An 18,423-nucleotide genomic window follows, 5' to 3' on the forward strand; every position below is an offset into this window, starting at 1 on the left:
ATTATAGAATAATCTACGATTGAGGTAAATATCTAATTAATATATAAGATTGAAACAAAACCCTGATACAACAAAAAAATAAGTCTAACCTAAATAAACAGCTGCATAAACCTGAAATACTACCAAGCAGTATAGTACTAAAAGCAATAGAGGTAATTAAAGCAATTTGGGTTATACAATATTTAGAACTACAACACATCTTAATTGATAGGAAAAATAGCGACATAGTCGACCATTCAGTAAACTCTTAGAAAAATACTGACAAGTAAAGGCTTATAATATTTTGACTATAAAAATAGAGAAATAAAAAAGAGAGGATAGATAAAGCATGATAAATTAGTACCCTTTTATATATAGGAATAGTCATATAGTCGATATAAAATCTGTATAAAGCCTCCAACTTATAAGCAGCACAATTATTAGCCATTTAGATTGGTTGATAAAGTCATAAAAAGCATGCCAAAATCTATCAAAATTATTAACAATGATATATTTAAATTTAAGCGGATAGATTATAATTAAGTAATGATGGTATACATAAAATTGCCATAGCATGATAAACATATTGCCAAGATATGATAGTTGATAAATATAATGCTCCTGAACACGCTATAAGTATAGCTATACTAAAACCTGTAGTAGTACAAGCTGCATCTCACTTATGCCCCAATTTTTATTTGTAATTAGTAACGTCTGCAATGATTAAAGTAACATATCATAAATAGAAGAAAAATACTACAGCTACTAAACATAAAGCAAATGGTATAAAATAAGTGTTAGGGTTAAAATTTGTTAAAACATATATACAAAAAATGCAACTAACCAAAGCAAGCAATATTTATATCCTCACTTACTTCAGAGCAAAACTTACTTTTTCAAGTACAGCTACACATAAAAATTTAAATATATGAATAAAATTAACTAAACTAAAGCCCTATAGGGATTTCAACTGAATTCTTAAAGCCAAAAAGAAAGGGTTGAACCGGGAAATAAATAAATTAAACCTCCGGGAAAAAATTATTAATATAAAGAAAATATTAGATATATATTGAAATCGTGAGAAATTTCAATTTATGAATTTGTCCTCCTTATATAAAAGGATGTGATTTCATCCTTATAAAATCTAGGTTATTCCAAAGCAGAAATCTAGAAAAAATACCCTGAATATTACTACAAATAGTAAAATAAACATATAAAAAACGAGTTTTTATATGTTTTACTGGATTCATGCTTTCTCAGGAATAACATCAGAGCCATACAAATACATCCTACAAACTATGAAACTTTCTTTCTTTTATTACCGTAACTGTTACCGTCAAAAGTTTTTTTTCGGTTATTATCAAATGAATTAAACTTTTTGCTATCACTATCAGCCCTTGTACTAAATGATCTTTTACGATTATTTTTACCATTTCTAAACTCACTGCGTGGTGTAGATTCTCCTTTATTCACTAGACGATCAATTGCACGCCATCTAATAACATCCTCAGGAGAAATAAAAGATAAAGCATGCCCGGTAGCCCCTGCTCTACCCGTCCTACCTATTCTATGTAAATAATCTTCAGGACACATAGGTAAATCATAATTAATAACATGCTGTGTATGAGGAATATCAAGCCCTCTAGCAGCTACATCAGTTGCTACCATTATTCTATGGTTCGACTTACGAAACGATAAAATCACTCTTTCACGTTGACGCTGACTTAAATCACCGTGTATAGCTTCCGCTTTATGATTCTCATATTTTAACATATTAGCTAATTGATCGGCAGAGCGTCTAGTCTTCACAAAAATAATTACCGATCCTTCCCTATTATCAAGTTGTTTAGTTAATTCACTAAATTTTTCTTTATCAGCAATATGTATTGATTCCTGTTTTATTTCTGCAGCTGCTTTATTATTAGCACCTACCGTAATACGTACAGGATTATTTAGATATTTTTGAGAAAGAGTAATAATATGTTTTGGCATAGTAGCAGAAAACATTAAAAATTGTCTTTTTTCCGGTAAAAATTTATTGATTTCTTCTAACTGTTCTTTCATCCCCATATCAAGCATTCTATCCATTTCGTCAAGTACGGTTATGCCTATGCGATCAATTTTTAGACTTCCCCTATTTAAGTGATCGATAATACGCCCCGGGGTACCGATAATCACTTTCGGATTCTTTTTTAATTGCATAAATTGTTTAGGCATTGGTTCACCGCCTATCAAAACTGCACTATTAATTTTATAGTATCTAGTTACTTTATTTAAAGTACTGTATATTTGTGTTGCTAATTCTCGAGTTGGAACAAGAATTAAAGCAGTAGTTTTATTTTTAATAAATGAATCAATTACCGGTAATAAATAAGCAAGGGTTTTCCCTGAACCTGTCTGACTAGAAGCAAGTATATCCGAACCTATCATCGCAATCGGAATCGATTGCTTTTGTATTTCAGTCGGCTCAGTTATATTCATTGTCTCAAGAGCAATAATTAATTCTTCAGATAAATTAAAGTTTTTCATTATATAATCCAATATAGTTTTTCAAAATATGCACATTATTGATGAGAACTATTACATAACCCATTTCTAAAGATAATTAAGACATCAACTCTGCCCTCTTATCCTCACAAACTTAACTATGTACATGTACAATGCGTCAAGTAGAAGTATCGTATTCCCTTTATAAGATAAGTTATGCAAGAGGTCTATTGTATAAACAATAAGTTATAATAAATTAAAATATGACTTACATAATTATCCTGAATTAAAAAATATGCTTAACTAGATTACAAAACACCCACTAAATATATAAAACGATTTAATAAATAATGTAACTATTTTAGAATCTTATTCAAGCCAGAATAATATCATTAGATTTAGGGCATTTTCATGCCCTCTAGTAAAAATAATTTATTATACTTAAAATTATATAGGTTATTATAAGACAAAACAAAATATTTACTATTTTGATAAAGATGACTAGACTACCCTAAACTTGTAAAATAAATTATAAAAAATTTTGGATAGCTGATTTTGGTATTATAAATACATTTATTTAATTCTGAGGTTCACAGCATAGGCTTTTCCTTGCTTTTCTTCAAGATCAAAAATTACACCTTGTCCTTCCTCAAGGCTATATAAACCTGCTGCATCTACAGCTGATTTGTGTACAAACACATCTTTGCCGCCGTGTTCCTGCTCAATAAATCCAAAATTCTTCGTAGAATTATACCACTTAACTTTACCTACTATATTTGTAGCCATAAAAACCTTTATTAGATAGAAATTACTTATTTGAACTCAACTCGCACTTATAATAACTAACACTTAAATTTTACTTTAAGCCTTACTTAATATAAGAACCGATAAAAATTCATTATGTAAAACTACCTTACCTTACAGCATTTGTCAATAAACATGTCAATAACATGCAAGAGAAAGTATTACTTTCTGAAGCTAATCTAGCATATTATTACTATTTTGTCACTATTTAAGTTCATTATCTAACAAATAATAGTAAAAATGAGCTTATTCTTTAACTTTTTCATATTATTATAGTGCTATCTCATATTTATTTAATGCTATATAACCTAGACTCTATGGAGATTTCTAAAAAGATTTAATTTTGGCTCTTTTTGCTGTAAATTATAAGATTTTTTTGAAATAGGAATAATTATTCCTACAAAAATTTTATTAGTTTTTACTAAACAATAATTTAACATAAAAATATATTTACATTTACTGTGCAGAACCTAATAAAAACACTTGCTTTTTTTCATTTTTTTTATTAAGCTATCCACTTAGCAAATGCAATCTTAATATTCACAGCTGCCCGCGTGATGGAATGGTAGACATAACGGACTTAAAATCCGTGGAGCGTAAGCTCTTGCCGGTTCAAGTCCGGCCGCGGGTACCATTAATAAAATGCACAAGTCACTACTTTCAAAAGTTAAAAAATTATTTGTTAATTTTTTAGTTTTTTCTTTTTTATGGAAGATATTAAGTTCTTGAAAATAAAAGTTTGAAATTTGCGTTTACACTAAAAAGCTACTCGATAAACTCGAATATCTAAACACTAAAGTAAAAAATGCCGTTGATATAGAGGAAATCAAAAAAGGTATCTATTACGCGCTCAAGTATCATGGGTTCACAAATGTATTAGTCAGGTTACCATTATATTCACATCCAATTGAGTCGGCAATTATGTTTGTTGAATTTGTAGCATATGAAGCCCTACTAACCTTTACACTGCTATTAAGCTACAAACTGCTCTACTTCTTCATGACACTATAGAAGATATAGAACTGACTGCAGAAATGATCACCACAATTTTTAAAATAGAATTAGCAAGACATGTATAGTGGGTTACTAGGGTAAAACCTTAAGGAAAAATCAGTACAGAAGAAAGCTTGAATTTATTAATTCAGCAAAAAAGATATAAATGGCACTCATAAAACTTTTTGATAGAGTCTTAATATACAGACTTTAGGAGCTAAATCACCTAAAAAAGTAATAAAAGCAACTCTAATACATGGTATATTAGCTTTGCTACATATTGAGAAATTCCTGTTTTAACTCATCGCTTAATTGAATTATGTAACGCAAATTTAGGTATATCTCACTTTAAACCAATACAACAAAATGTATTTTTAGAAAAACATATTTTCCTTTTATTTTTAGCTTTTTTCTCTAGCTTGTAAAAATGTGGCACCCCTACATTGCACTCAATATTATAGGAATAGTGATAACTGATATTTCTAAGTTACCAAAATATTTGGTAAAATACATTAAACTGAATTAAGTAAGAATACTCATAAAAGTTCTCGATAAAGCATATAAAAGGCTGGCATAAAACGTTTAAAAACTGGATATACTTTAAAAGTATAGGTATAACAGCTGAATAATTAAGAAAAAATGAATTAGTATAATTTGTAATATTAATAAATCAAAGAAGTAGTTATTATATTTTATGCCAAATATTACTATATTAACTCTTAAAAGAGTTAAGGGATAGATATAATAACTTCAATAACTCCATATTATAAAACTAAATATTTGAAATATTGAAACAATAAAATTTTGATGAATAATTTGTTCACTGGTAAAATTAAAATTATTTTTCATAATATTCCCACGGTGACATTAGATAATATAAAAGCATACATGCAATACAGCTAATGAATGGCTATTACTCACTTTTTCTTTCCATACTACACTATTTTCTAATTGTTTTTTTATTCACTTCAACTTTTTCTACAGCTTGTTCTCATTTTTTCAATTGACATTTTACGTCAATGAATTCTTGAGTTTCTCTCAAATGTGTTCTAGCAACCGCTCCTACAATAGTAATCACTACTCCTATCCCCAAAAAGCTATACGCCAATTAAGACCATATTTTGTAGCAAAATATAATAAGCAATAGCCCCCACAAAACTTCTAAAAACTGTAAAAATTGAAATTATAGCCACTGCTGGGTATTGTATAGGATGTGAAGTTATTTCAGTAATATAAAGTTCAGCACCTATTATTTTCCCCATACAACATACCTTGTACAATTTGACAAATGGTAATTAAAAGCAGCAGCTGCTCCTATTTAAGGATACGTAGAAAAAGTAGCCATTACTACAAAAAATAAAAACATCATGGCTATAGTTATAACTAAGTAGTTTTCCGTCCGATATTATTCCCCTACCCAACCAAAATATTATAAGCTCCTACAGGTCTTAATAGATATATTGAACAAAAAACAGCAGCCGTATAAAGTGCTGCAACATGTGCATCAGCTTTTAGATTTAAAAGTACTGCCATTGTACAAGAGCATAAGGTCACAATATTCAAGAAATGTGCCTATAGATAATAATACTATCGCTTCTTTTTAAACTTGTTTGTACTTGAGCCAAGCATGATTTCTTTACAAAAAATAAAATTGTAAAGAAACTGATACTGTTTTATATAATCAATAGGACATTTCATTTGATACGATAAATAAGAAAATGAAGTGCAACTTAAGACACTTCCGTGTATTGATAGAAAAAAGTTATAATATATCACAATATTTTTTATAGTTGTAGTTGTAATATATAGAATATATAGGTTTAACTATATCACCGAGCAAACGGTAAAGTTAAAAGCAAGAAACAAAATAACATAGTACTTTAAAATTTACTTTACTTTATTTAGTAGCATGATAAATATTTGATAAATACATTAATTGCACTTACGTATGGAAAATAAAGAAGAAGAATCAAATATATTACCTGAGTTTATAATTGATGAAGAGTAAGAAAAGCTATTAAAAGCTAAAAACTCTAAAAAGAACTTAAGTTAATATTAATAACGTTTACAATCATTTTAACTAGCTTTTTAACTTTTTGTTATTTCTTATAGAAGAAAAAGCAGAGTATAAATTACAACAAGAAGCAGAAGCAAAAAAAGTAGATAAAGCTGAATTAAATAAGATGTGAGCTTATAAATACGAATTTAGGATAATTATAATTACTTATCCTAAATTCGAGTTATGACATTTCACAAGCAGCAATCATCAAATAATCTTGAGGAGTAAGATTTTCAGCACGATAATTATCATTGATGTTCAGCTGAGTTAGTACTTCATTTTTAACAGGTACAAAATTCTTCAATGAAGATTTGATCATTTTACGTCGTCCTGCAAAAGCAAGTTTTGTTATTTGCTCAACCTTAGTTATCAGAGCAATAGACGGCAGATTTTCTAAAGGTGTTAGTTTAACTATGGCAGAATATACTTTAGGAGGTGGATAGAAAGCAGTCGGTGCTACTTCAAAGCATTTTTCTACTTTAGCTATTAACTGACATATTACCGATAACCTGCCATATGCTTTAGTTGACGGCATAGCACAAATACGTTCTACTAATTCCTTTTGTAACATTAGTGTCATACTAGTAATTAGCCGTGCTTCTTTCAGCCATCTAATTACTAATTCCGTACCTATATGATACGGTAAATTAGAAATTATAGTGACTTTATCATAGCCTAAATCAGTTAAATTTATTTTAAGAGCATCCTGCTTAATAATATTTAGATTAGGATAATATTCTTTAATCTCATTGAGTAATGGAATAAATCTCTCATCTGTTTCTATAACAGTTAAAGATTCAGGATTTTTCTGTAATATCGATCTAGTTAACCCTCCGCTGCCGGGTCCTATTTCTAAGACTCGGCTATTTTCTTCAAGATTACTCACACGTACGATTTTATGACATAAACTACTGTCAAAAATAAAATTTTGTCCGTGCTTTTTAAGAGGATTAATGTGATGTAAGGCTGCATGTTTTGCAATTGAAGGGAGCATAGAGTGATGTTGTTCTCAAAAAAAATAGTTTTGTTGTATTGATCAGAAATACTATATGTACCTATTAAGGTTATTTTTCTAGATTCCCGCTTTCGTGCGAATGACATTGACCATAAAACAATTAAGACGGCAACATTATTTTTATAGATGCCTTTTTACGCATATTTTCAAATATTTTTTGTGCTTTTTGTGAAATCTTTTTATTGGTTAGGTAGTTTACTACATAATTATTTTCATCTTCATTAAGATTTAGGATTTTTTTGCTGCACACTAATATTATTTCAAATTTGTTATTTACTTCAAAAACATTACTTGCTTTATTAGGAGTTAAGTCCTTTATAATAGTTTGTTGTACATCTTCTATTTTACTAAGCTTATTGGTAATAATTTGCATAGTAGCAAAATTATCATAAAGCGATTGTTTGACGTCGGTGCATTTTTTTAATCGATTTTTTAAATTATTCATCTGCGTAAACGCTGTATTGCCGCTATGTTTAGATGTAAATACTTGCATTGAAATTTCTACGTCTTTTTGATCGCTAGATAAAATTGCGACATCTATTTCTTTATTACTTACTTGCACCGACCTTGATAAGCTTGACAAAATATTCATTTTAATCAACTCAGATTTAATTTGAGCAATAAAACTACCAGGATTGACCGATCTACTTTTTAGATACTGAAGAAGAGAGCCGTGAGGCATTTTATTACGATCTTCAATAGATTTAATAGCATTATCTATTTCTTCTTGCGTGATTTCCCTATCTCCGGCATATTGAAAAAGTAAAGATTCGTCAATTAAGCTCTTGATTGCTAAGTCACTTAGCTGCTTATCTTGAGCAGGCGTTAGACTCTCAACATTATTTAGTGCGATAATCATTTTTTTTCTAGCCAGGAACTCATTAAGAGTAATAGGTTCATCATTTACAGATGCTACTATATTCGGTCGCGAAGCTTGTGCTACATTAAAAGTAAAAACGATACCAATTATAAGTAATAATTTTTTCATATTTTTTCAGACTCACATAATGCAATAGTTAGAACAATTTTCATCCTGACTATCGATAAAAGGTTAAATAATCAAGGACTTTATTGTATGGATCGATGTCATTCCCATGAAAACGGGAATCGAGCTCTTTCCGATTGTCATACCGTGGCTTGACTACGGTATCTAGACAAAAATAAAGACTAGACCCAGTGCTCAAGTCACGGGGTAACACATTTTTCTAGATTCCCGCCTACGCGAGAATAACATATGGCACTTTTTCTAGCCATTTGAAACTTACATGTTTAATACTTTTAAACCGATGGAAATAGTAGGTGAAGAAGTAGTTTTTTTGATTCCTCTACTTCCGTCTGCTAAATAATCGGAATAAATCTTTGCAGTAATTCTAACACAATCTTTAGCATATGTCACTCTAATAGTTCGAGTAAGTAAATTTGGAGATCGTTTAGAGAGATCAATACGTGCACCAAAGCCTACAATCCAATTTTGTGCTAGCTGATAATTTATGTCTCCATAAAATTGCCGCACTCTATTACTTGAAACCTTTATACTTTCTACAGAATAATATTTTTTAAGATTTATAAGCTGAATAAAATTACCTAGAAAGTTAATTTTATTATAGTTAAAATTTCCTCCTACTTCATCTCTGATCGGTCTGAAATATTTATTTTTTCGGAACACATAAAACAATTCTAAATTATTAGAAATACTCACTAAGATTTGACCGACATTTTCTGTATCATCAGCAGATAAATCTATACTATATCTTGTATTACGGGATTGTCCTAAAAATAATTTTAAATAATTTTCTTCTTTAGAAATACTAGTATTTAAGCCGTAACTTAGTCTATTACCGAAATCATGGCAATCAATACCACTATAACGATTCGATAAAAAGATATTTTTTTCGGATAATTCATATTTAGCAGGATCAATTATAACAAATTTTTTGTCTTTCTTAGATAATTTACGTCCCATAGTAAAAGAAACTACCGGCTCAATAAGTAAATTTATCGTTCTTGTTATATTAGCTACTAACGGATAACGCCACAAAGTTTGTAATTCCGGTATATTTCTTTGGAATGATTTAGTGTCTTTTGTTTTATCTAAATAGACTCGTCTTGCAAGGTAAAAATCACCTCTATCCCTAGCGGCAAAATCAAACATTTGTCCTGAGGAAGTGATAAAATTATGAAGAATAGAGAATTGCAAAGAAGTTCTAGCAAGTTGTTTTCCTATTCTTTCTTTGTACATTAACATATTATTTTCAACAACAATGAAACTATTATCACTATCATTTAAATTTATCACATTTTTTGTATTGATTTGCGGTAATACTAGCGGATTAGTATACTTACTATCATTACTACCTAAGCCTTGAAAACTTAAGCATGCTGCCGAAAAATAATCAGCCTCATGAATTTTATTTAAGAATATTTTAGAAGTTAGATATGAAGCGTAGTTATTATAATAATTTTTCAAATACGCTTTATCCGATGTACGTTCTATCCTAAAACGGTAATCATAAACTTTATCGGTACTAATAAAATTGCCGCTTGCTATATAATGATAAGAAGAAACTTTTTTATTTTTTACTATACTTCCGTCTTTTTCTATAAAATAGGGTAATTTACCATAACTACTTTGAAAATTCATATTATCGCTATTATTTGGGCGATAACGTAATTCTAGCTCAAAAGTTTGATATTTACTAAAAATTCTTGGAGTAAGAGTAAAATCGATATTAGGTTTTACACGTAGATATAGAGGTATACTAAACCCTTTGTTTTTTACGTCTGGTACTAATAATCCGGAAGTTGCAGGAGCCGTAGGAGTCGGATGGAAAAAATACGGTAAGAAAAAAATCGGTACTCCATATACTTCAAAAAACACATTTTTATAAACTACCCTATGCTCTTCAGAGTGAATATAACTGTCCTTAGCAGCAATTTGCCAAATAGGGTTTCTATTACAAGTAATAACGCAAGGAGTAAATGCGGCATGGTGCAACTTAAGATTATTTTCATCTATTCTTTCAGCAAGTTTAGCAATTAAAAGATTATTATCACCTGAAAGCAAAATGAATTCCGATATGATACCCTTTTTAAATTCATCTTTTAAAACTGCTTTATCACCCTCTATTATTCTATTTTGTTTATCCTTAATTCGTATATTACCTTCTGCCCATAAAATATCGTTTTTTATATCATAAAGTAAGTTATCTGCCGTTAATAAATACACATCCGTGATAATTTTTATACTACCTTTAGCATATATCAAATCCTGACTTTCGTTATACTCTATAAAGTCGGCTATCATATTGCTTATCTTAACATTTTTATCATTCTTAAAATTATCAGCAGAACTTATCAGAGGAGATATTGTAATAATAAACAAGCATATTATTCGCAGTAGCATTTATATTAATAACTAATATTTTAATAGTAAAAAATAATAGCAAGCTATTAGTAATATATCAAATAATAAAAATTTTTGCTTGCTCTTTTGCAGTGCAAGGTTATTCTATGGAGAGATATATGTTATATAATTTTGTTGATGTCATTCCTGCATGACTTTGGTAACCACCATGATGTCATGCCGTAGCTTGGATTCAGGCGGTATCCATTAAAAATTTTAAAAAGACTGAATACCAGGATCCAGTCACAGTATTACAGTAACAAAACTAAATCTATGCGGCAATAACACAAGAGTCATGATAAAATGCTAGACAATTTCATTGTGAATCAAGCAACTAAAGAGTTTTCAGTTAGTGAGATTTCTAATAAAATTAAAGAATTATTAGAAAATAATTTTGGCTATATTAAGATAAAAGGAGAAATTTCAGGTTTTAAAATAGCAAGCTCAGGGCATGCTTATTTTAACTTAAAAGAAAATACTGCTATTTTAGCCTGTACTTGCTGGCGTCCTACTCTTGCTAAAATCAAATTTCCTTTAAAGGACGGCATGGAAGTAGTGATTAGTGGTAAACTCTCAAGTTATGCAGGTAATTCACGCTATCAATTAGCGGTAGATAATTTGCAACCCGCAGGACTTGGGACTATGCTACAAATCCTAAACGAGCGTAAAACACGCTTAGAGAAAGAGGGACTATTTAACAAGAGACGTATTCCTATACCTTTCTTGCCTACGAGAATAGGAGTTATAACCTCAATAACCGGTGCTGTTATTAAAGATATTATTCATCGTATTCGTGAACGTTTTCCGACTCATATAATAATATGGCCGGTTAGTGTACAAGGAGAAAATTCCGGCAATGAAATTGCCGCAGCAATTGAAGGATTTAACAAATTAGAAGAGGCAAATAAACCAAGTGTTATAATTGTTGCTAGAGGTGGTGGCTCTATAGAAGATCTTTGGTCATTTAACGATGAGATATTAGTACGCGCCGCCTATAACTCAAAAATTCCTATTATTTCTGCAGTAGGTCATGAAGTGGATTATACTTTAATAGATTTAGCAGCCGACAAAAGAGCTCCAACCCCTACTGCTGCTGCAGAATTTGCTGTACCGGTACGATCTATTTTAAATAATACCCTACAATCTTATGAAAAAGTATTATTAAATAATACTAAACAGTTAATTAATTATCACGAACAAAATATAGCAAATTACGATAAAATACACAGATATCTCACTAACTATATAAATCATAGACAACAATTACTGGACGAGACAGGTTTTAATTTACTAGATGTTTTACCGTGCTTTATTGAACTACAAGAAACAAAGCTTAAATTTTGTTCTAAAGAAAGAATTAACCCTGCTAAAATAATTAATTACAAAACATTAGAATTAACACATCAAACAGCTTATCTATCAAAATCGGCAAATAATACTTTGAAAAACTTTGAGTATAAATTAGAATTAAATAGCACGTTACTTGCAAGCCTTGATTATCATAACGTATTAAAACGAGGTTTTGCTATAGTTAAAGGAGCAATGGGTAATTTTTTATCTTCTAAAATTACTGCTGCGGATGAAAAAATTTTTAATATTAAATTTTCTGACGGCGAAATTAAAGTAGTTCGTAACTAATAATGTCATCCCATGGCTTTTTGACTACGGATCCAGGAAAATAATTCATGGATCCCGTAGTCAAAAAAGCCATGGGATGACATTATTAACTTTAAAAAATACAAATTATGAAAATTTTAAAGCTTTTCATTTTTATACTGCTCATTGCTAAAAATTTTTATGCTTTAAGCATAAGTACAAACGAACAACAAGCAACTTTAGAATGTGAAGAAGAACAAGCCGATAAAAAAACTTTGATAAATGCATCGTATATAAATGAGCCTTAACAATACTTAATTGCTAATTCAAACGATCGTACTACCGTTTCCAGTATCCAGTATGGATATAGAATTAATTAACGCTATTGCCACAAAAATAGGTATCAACATTGAGTACAATCAAAATAGCTGGTATTATCAAAATCAATTAGATATCCAAAGCGGCAATGCCAATAATGGCTGCAGGAGCTACTTATACTACTGAGAGCAGTAAATAACTACGCTCATTTAAACCGTATCATCTCAAAGAAATATCATTACTTATTATTGAATCACTTACCAAAAAGTGAAATTTTCAAAATGTTAATGCACTAATAGCGCAACACTAGTAAACAAAATAATAAAGGAAGAAATTAACGGTTTTATTAGTGATAGAATAGCTTGTTCCGTTAATATATTAGGAAGCGAGATAGGACAGAACATAGTAAAAATTCTCTTAAATATAAAAACTCTCCTATATATTTGATGTTTAGCAAAAAAACCGTATCTTTAAATAGAGTTGAGCAATTTAATTTTGCGATAGACAATATTTCATGCAAGTAACGAGTACAAAAAAATCATTAATGCATATATATCCATATTCTATTACCTAAATCTATAGATTCTCGTTTGGTGTCATATTATAAGCCTTACTTTGCTGCCTTACTTGTGCTTTTTCAGGAATTATTTTGAGTAGCAGAAAAATAGTACTTTATACGGTATATTTTTATCTTCGGTATTACCGTCCATTAGTAGATGTATAATAGTAAACAATGATACCGGAAATTTAAACTTCTATTTTACTCCTTCTGATTTCTATTATATATTGTAGTAGTTTTGCTTGGTTTTACTTTTATAAATTATTAAGCTATTATAATAAACAGATTGCTGAAGATAATTATTTAGAATAATTATTAAATAATATAATAGTAGCAATTTGCGATTCATCGGACAAACAACTTTTAGAGGAGTTGTGATGGTTATTATTAAAATTGAACCTCTAAGTTTTGGTGGGACCATTTTTTTGCTTTTATTACAGCTAATTGCGGTGCAACATTACGAGATTTTATTACGAAAGAAAATTCAATTAAGAGGATACCAAGAGGAGTGAGTATTGAAATAACTATATTATGAGGCATAGCCTTTAGCGTATTATTAGATATGTACAAAGTTAATCTGCACAATAAAATATTCAATGATTATAGTAATTTCCGGAGTATTCATTACTAGTCTTTTAGATTATCATTTTTCATTTTAGTTTTCTTAAGTGGAGATTCCATAATAAAAATACAAGATGAGCAAAACAAACATGAAAATAGCTACTTGGAATATTAATTCCATCAAAACAAGACTTAATTTATTGCGTAATTTTTTGTCTAAAGAAAATCCCGATATTTTATTATTACAAGAAATAAAGTGCGAAACCGAAAAATTCCTGTTTGATGAATTATCCGATTTACCTTATAATTTGTACGTTCACGGACAAAAAACATATAACGGTGTTGCTATAATCTCAAAATTTCCTGCCAATGAAATAATTAAAGACTTTCCGAATAATTACTGCAGTGATCAAGCAAGGTTCTTAGAAATAAAATTATCACTACCTATAGGGTTGTGTAATATCATCTCGCTCTATGCTCCTCACGGTTCATTTGTCGGTAGCGATAAATTTGTAACAAAACTAGCATTTTATGAATCTCTAATCAATTATCTATCAACTAAAAAATCTTTTGATGAAAAAACTATCATTGGTGGTGATTTCAATATTGCACCGTTTGATATAGACGTATATTCACCTAAAGCATTAGCTGAAACTACTTGTTTTACTAAGGTTGAACAAAAAAAATTACGAACTATTCTAAATTCCAGATTTGAGGATTTATACAGATTGATGTATCCGAATAAACAAGAATTTTCATGGTGGGATTATAGAGCTGGATGTTTTGAACAAAATAAAGGTATGAGGATTGATATGATCCTTGGTTGTAATAATACTATTGACTATTTAGAAAATTGCTATATGGATTATAATTTAAGGACTCAAGAAAAACCTTCAGATCATATACCGGTAATTGCTAATTTTAAGGAATAATATGTCTTCAAAATTTATAAAATTTTATGAAAAAACATGACATTTGTCAGTACAAACGGCAACTTTATGTTTTACGTACAAGCTCATAAGATTTTCACCTGCAAATCTTCGGCTTCTGTTTCCATGAATGCTTTTACTGTTAATTGCTATTGCTCCTTTGTAGCTAGCTTTATATAATATATTAAAACACACCTATTATCATAGCAAATATACTAGGTTTATCATGGCATTACTAGTTTTAATAACTATCCTAATGTATTAAATATAATGACTAAACAAATCATTGCTTTGGTTGGAAGGCCTAATGTCGGCAAATCAACGCTTTTTAACAGATTAAGCATACGTAAAAAAGCTATTGTTCATAATCTACCAGGCGTCACTAGAGATAGAAAATATACAGATGGCAAAATCGGCTCTTGTGAATTTTTGCTAATTGACACTCCAGGACTTGAAGAGAATCCTAATAGTATGAGTGTACGACTAATGGAGCAGACTACTAAAGCAATTTTAGAGGCAGATTTAATTTGCTTTATGGTTGACTGTAGAAGTGGAATATTGCCTGATGATAAGTTACTTAGTAGTTTTATTAGAAAGTATAATAAACCTGCAATACTGGTAGTTAATAAATGCGAAAAAGCTTTTGACTTTGATAAAGAATACTACCAATTAGGCTTTGATAGTATGGTAGCTATATCTGCCGAGCATGGTACAGGCTTAATTGATTTATATGACGAAATTATTGCCAAGTTACCTAAAGAAAAATCAATCGAGACAAATATAGCGGATCCAGTTAAAGGAGATTGTGTGCAAATAGTAATTAGCGGTAGACCTAATGCCGGGAAATCTACTTTTATAAACGCTCTTATTAACGATGAAAGGTTATTAACCGGTCCTGAAGCAGGTATTACTCGCGAATCGATTGAAATTGATTGGCAATATAAAAATAATCATATTAAATTGATCGATACAGCAGGACTCCGCAAGAAATCCACTATTACAGAGTCTTTAGACAAATTATCGGCATCAGATGCTATTAATAGTATTAAATTTGCTAATACCGTCATTCTAATAATTGATGCTTTATCTCCTTTAAAACAGCAAGATTTAAATATTGCAAGCTATGTAGCCAATGAGGGCAGAAGTATCGTTATAGTAGTGAATAAATGGGATTTAGTTAAAGAATCTGAAAAAGAAGCATTTCAGGAAGAATTTTATTATCAGATAAATACTCATTTACCTCAGATTAAAGGCGTCTCTGTACTGTTCATTTCAGCGATCAATAAACAAAATATTGAGCAAGTTTTAGATGCTTGTCTTACAATTTATAAAAATTGGAATAAGAAAATAACCACTAGCAAATTAAATGAATGGCTTAATTTTACTACGGAAGCACATCCACTGCCTTTACAAAAAGGTGGCAAAAGAGTACGTATAAAATATATGACTCAAATAAAAACTCGTCCCCCTACTTTCAAATTATTCTCCAATAATCCAGAAAAAATTACCAATAGTTATACTAGATATTTAGTAAATAATATGCGTGAAGCTTTTGACATGCCCGGCATTCCTATCAGATTCGCTTACGTCAAAACAAAAAACCCGTATGTGTAGTGTAAAATTAACTAATTTACAAAAATAATTTTACGTATATACTTGTGTATACAATAATCAAGTGTATTATTATTATGCACAGTCAAATTAAAAAATGGGAAAATAGTTTAGGCATTAGAATATCTCTCAGCACTTAGCTAAGAAATTACATGTTAGTGAAGGTACATTAGTTAATTTAAAATTAATTAATAATTTATTAGTACAGAAAAATCTGAATTGAATATATTACTAGATAATATTACTGCTTCTAATCATCATCATGAATTATTCAGTAATAATAAGACTAAAGGTAATGAAACATAGTAACTTATATACCTGAAACAGGTGATGTAATTTGGCTTGATTTTGAACCACAAAAAGGTAAAACAATTCAAAAGATGTGTTCGGCAGTTGTCCTTAGCCCTTATAAATATAATCTAAAATGGTCTTGCTTTATTTGTTACTATTACTAACCAAATCAAAAATTATCCATTTTTTAGAAGTGGTAATAGATTTTGATTTTTAGCAAATAAAGGGAGAGGTATTATGTGATCAAGTTAGATCAATATACTACAAAGCACGTAAAGCAAATAAAATTTTAACATTAAATTAAAATACTTATATTATAAATGAAATAATATATAAATTAACTTATATAAACACATTCATTCTATAGTCAATAGAAACTTTTTTTCTTTAGGTAGATTGTTTAATTGTCTATTTAGCATAATTGATATATAATAGTATTATTATTTTATAGTGTATCAAAAGCAATAATGTTATAGAACTTGTTAGTTACTTACAAGCTGTAAATTAGATAAGTTCTCTATTCCTACTACACTTTCGTTTTTTTATATGTATAATTACCAGCAGTAACAATATATAAATACTCTAACTGCAAATTGACAAGCACAGTATGAATTGATTTGGAGCATCAGGATTTTTTACTTCAAAACCATATTTTGTACCGTGCTTAATAACTAATAAAGCTAATTCTGCTCCTATTTGTGTTTCGCAAAACAATATTCTGCATCTGTTTTTAATTTACGTATTAACTCCTCTATTACAAACCATTCAAATAACAGACCGCGTTTTGGATAAAAATATAATAATCATGCATACAGTATTCAACTATCCCGTATATAGACTTTCAGTGCTTTCACGTGAAGTTTTGGGATATTTTCATACCAAGGTTTTAATAACCGCATCATGAAAGTTTGCTCTAATATCTCAGTATGACGTCTAATAGTCATATCTGTTAAACTAAGCGACCTTCCAAGCTCACTATAATTTAATAATTATCCATGGTTATGAGCAAGCATCATCCATAATTGCCTTATTACATGTGCATTAAGAGATATTTCTAAATTAAGTAAATAACGCTCGATAAAACTAGTAATATAACTACGCCATCTAAGACTTTGAACATAATTGTTTACTTGAATAATTAGCAAGAACCCTTAAATAAGGCAAAATTTTAGGTTGTTTTTGAATTTCATCAATCACTATTAAAACGTTTAAAGGAGCAAGAGTTGTTTTAAGATTCTTAAATTGATTTAAGTACACCCGGATATTCAAGGTCAAAACATTAACTCTTCACACTTTCTTGAAGCTGTTTAATATAAGAGTGAGATAAAGTAATTTAGCCACATTGCCTTGGACCAAAAATTTCACAAATCGGGTATATCTTAAAAGAACCTTTGATATTTACTAAATAATAATCTCTTGCTATCATCCTTGTAATTTCATAATGATACTTTAAATTTACAAAATATTTTAATCAAAAAATCACAAGATTTTTTTACTTTAATTGTGCTATAATTTGCGTGCCTCCTACACCCCTCTACCGGTTTGTTTATTTCCTATCTCTCTTTGTCTTTCATTTAACACCTTACTTGTATGCGGTCCTATCGGTTTTTTATCTTTACTAAAATTACTTTTTCCTAAATTAACTATAGTGTCTGCTACTACTCCTAGGATTTTCAGATCTGATAATAGTTTTAACTCTGGTACTATAATTTTACCGTATTCATGTTTGCTAAATTTATCGGATATTTTAATTAATTCAGGTGCATGTTTGTTTGTCGGCTATCTTTACTTTACTAATTTTTCATCGCCTAATTTTCA

13 protein-coding genes, 1 tRNA gene and 3 pseudogenes are annotated in these 18,423 nt (G+C 29.6%); 8 read left to right on the forward strand and 9 right to left on the reverse strand.

All coding sequences use genetic code 11. The features are described 5' to 3' along the window. Positions 1–13 precede the first annotated feature (13 nt). From A1E_RS07490 to A1E_RS03985, 3 genes and pseudogenes are all read right to left on the reverse strand, one after another. Positions 14–1,045 (reverse strand): annotated as a pseudogene (locus tag A1E_RS07490) (MFS transporter). A 230-nt stretch (positions 1,046–1,275) separates the two neighbouring features. After that, positions 1,276–2,508 (reverse strand): DEAD/DEAH box helicase, encoded by a 1,233-nt coding sequence (locus tag A1E_RS03980; RefSeq protein WP_012149005.1) that lies wholly within the window; start codon positions 2,506–2,508, stop codon positions 1,276–1,278. Positions 2,509–3,039: 531 nt separating this feature from the next. Then, entirely contained in the window at positions 3,040–3,252 is a 213-nt protein-coding gene (locus A1E_RS03985) for a cold-shock protein (protein ID WP_012149006.1), read from the reverse strand. A 566-nt stretch (positions 3,253–3,818) separates the two neighbouring features. Between A1E_RS03985 and A1E_RS03990 the strand changes: the two genes are divergently transcribed. Then, a tRNA-Leu gene (locus A1E_RS03990) sits at positions 3,819–3,904 on the forward strand. A 1,456-nt stretch (positions 3,905–5,360) separates the two neighbouring features. Here A1E_RS03990 and A1E_RS05110 read toward each other — a convergent pair. Further along, positions 5,361–5,525, reverse strand: a complete 165-nt coding sequence (locus A1E_RS05110; RefSeq protein WP_012149008.1) for a hypothetical protein — start codon at positions 5,523–5,525, stop codon at positions 5,361–5,363. 686 nt (positions 5,526–6,211) lie between these two features. On the opposite strand from A1E_RS05110, the pseudogene A1E_RS06940 reads away from it, so the two are divergent. Beyond that, positions 6,212–6,452: pseudogene (locus A1E_RS06940) on the forward strand (hypothetical protein). Positions 6,453–6,503: 51 nt separating this feature from the next. On the opposite strand, the gene rsmA reads toward A1E_RS06940, so the two are convergent. The 3 genes from rsmA to A1E_RS04010 all read right to left on the reverse strand — a co-directional run bounded on the left by rsmA (position 6,504) and on the right by A1E_RS04010 (position 10,740). Beyond that, entirely contained in the window at positions 6,504–7,316 is an 813-nt protein-coding gene (rsmA, locus tag A1E_RS04000) for a 16S rRNA (adenine(1518)-N(6)/adenine(1519)-N(6))-dimethyltransferase RsmA (protein ID WP_012149011.1), read from the reverse strand. A 121-nt stretch (positions 7,317–7,437) separates the two neighbouring features. Next, on the reverse strand, positions 7,438–8,325 hold the full coding sequence (locus A1E_RS04005; protein ID WP_012149012.1) for a SurA N-terminal domain-containing protein: 888 nt from the start codon (positions 8,323–8,325) through the stop codon (positions 7,438–7,440). A 273-nt stretch (positions 8,326–8,598) separates the two neighbouring features. Further along, entirely contained in the window at positions 8,599–10,740 is a 2,142-nt protein-coding gene (locus A1E_RS04010) for an LPS-assembly protein LptD (RefSeq protein ID WP_041405252.1), read from the reverse strand. On the opposite strand from A1E_RS04010, the pseudogene A1E_RS06945 reads away from it, so the two are divergent. From A1E_RS06945 to A1E_RS07495, 6 genes and pseudogenes are all read left to right on the forward strand, one after another. Next, a pseudogene (locus A1E_RS06945) lies at positions 10,703–10,895 on the forward strand (hypothetical protein). The gene A1E_RS04010 and the pseudogene A1E_RS06945 sit on opposite strands and share 38 nt — an antisense overlap. A 148-nt stretch (positions 10,896–11,043) precedes the next feature. After that, positions 11,044–12,378, forward strand: coding sequence for an exodeoxyribonuclease VII large subunit (gene xseA, locus A1E_RS04015; RefSeq protein ID WP_012149014.1), 1,335 nt, complete (start codon positions 11,044–11,046; stop codon positions 12,376–12,378). Positions 12,379–12,485: 107 nt separating this feature from the next. Then, positions 12,486–12,644, forward strand: coding sequence for a hypothetical protein (locus tag A1E_RS06950; protein ID WP_012149015.1), 159 nt, complete (start codon positions 12,486–12,488; stop codon positions 12,642–12,644). 1,279 nt (positions 12,645–13,923) lie between these two features. Then, complete coding sequence (xth, locus tag A1E_RS04020; protein ID WP_012149016.1) at positions 13,924–14,706, forward strand: exodeoxyribonuclease III; 783 nt, start codon at positions 13,924–13,926, stop codon at positions 14,704–14,706. Between the two features lie 267 nt (positions 14,707–14,973). Further along, the gene (gene der, locus A1E_RS04025; protein WP_012149017.1) at positions 14,974–16,317 is read left to right on the forward strand and encodes a ribosome biogenesis GTPase Der; all 1,344 of its coding nucleotides are present in this window, start codon (positions 14,974–14,976) and stop codon (positions 16,315–16,317) included. A 368-nt stretch (positions 16,318–16,685) separates the two neighbouring features. Then, positions 16,686–16,769 (forward strand): hypothetical protein, encoded by an 84-nt coding sequence (locus A1E_RS07495; protein WP_408005604.1) that lies wholly within the window; start codon positions 16,686–16,688, stop codon positions 16,767–16,769. A gap of 654 nt (positions 16,770–17,423) precedes the next feature. Here the strand turns inward: A1E_RS07495 and A1E_RS07500 are convergent. Together A1E_RS07500 and A1E_RS06955 are read right to left on the reverse strand one after the other, a co-directional pair. Then, a complete protein-coding gene (locus tag A1E_RS07500; protein WP_410524327.1) occupies positions 17,424–17,549 on the reverse strand; it encodes a hypothetical protein in 126 nt (41 codons plus the stop codon). Between the two features lie 45 nt (positions 17,550–17,594). Further along, a complete protein-coding gene (locus A1E_RS06955) occupies positions 17,595–17,750 on the reverse strand; it encodes a hypothetical protein (protein WP_155799171.1) in 156 nt (51 codons plus the stop codon). Between the last annotated feature and the right edge of the window lie 673 nt (positions 17,751–18,423).

The sequence above is a fragment of the Rickettsia canadensis str. McKiel genome (assembly GCF_000014345.1).
GTDB lineage: Bacteria > Pseudomonadota > Alphaproteobacteria > Rickettsiales > Rickettsiaceae > Rickettsia > Rickettsia canadensis.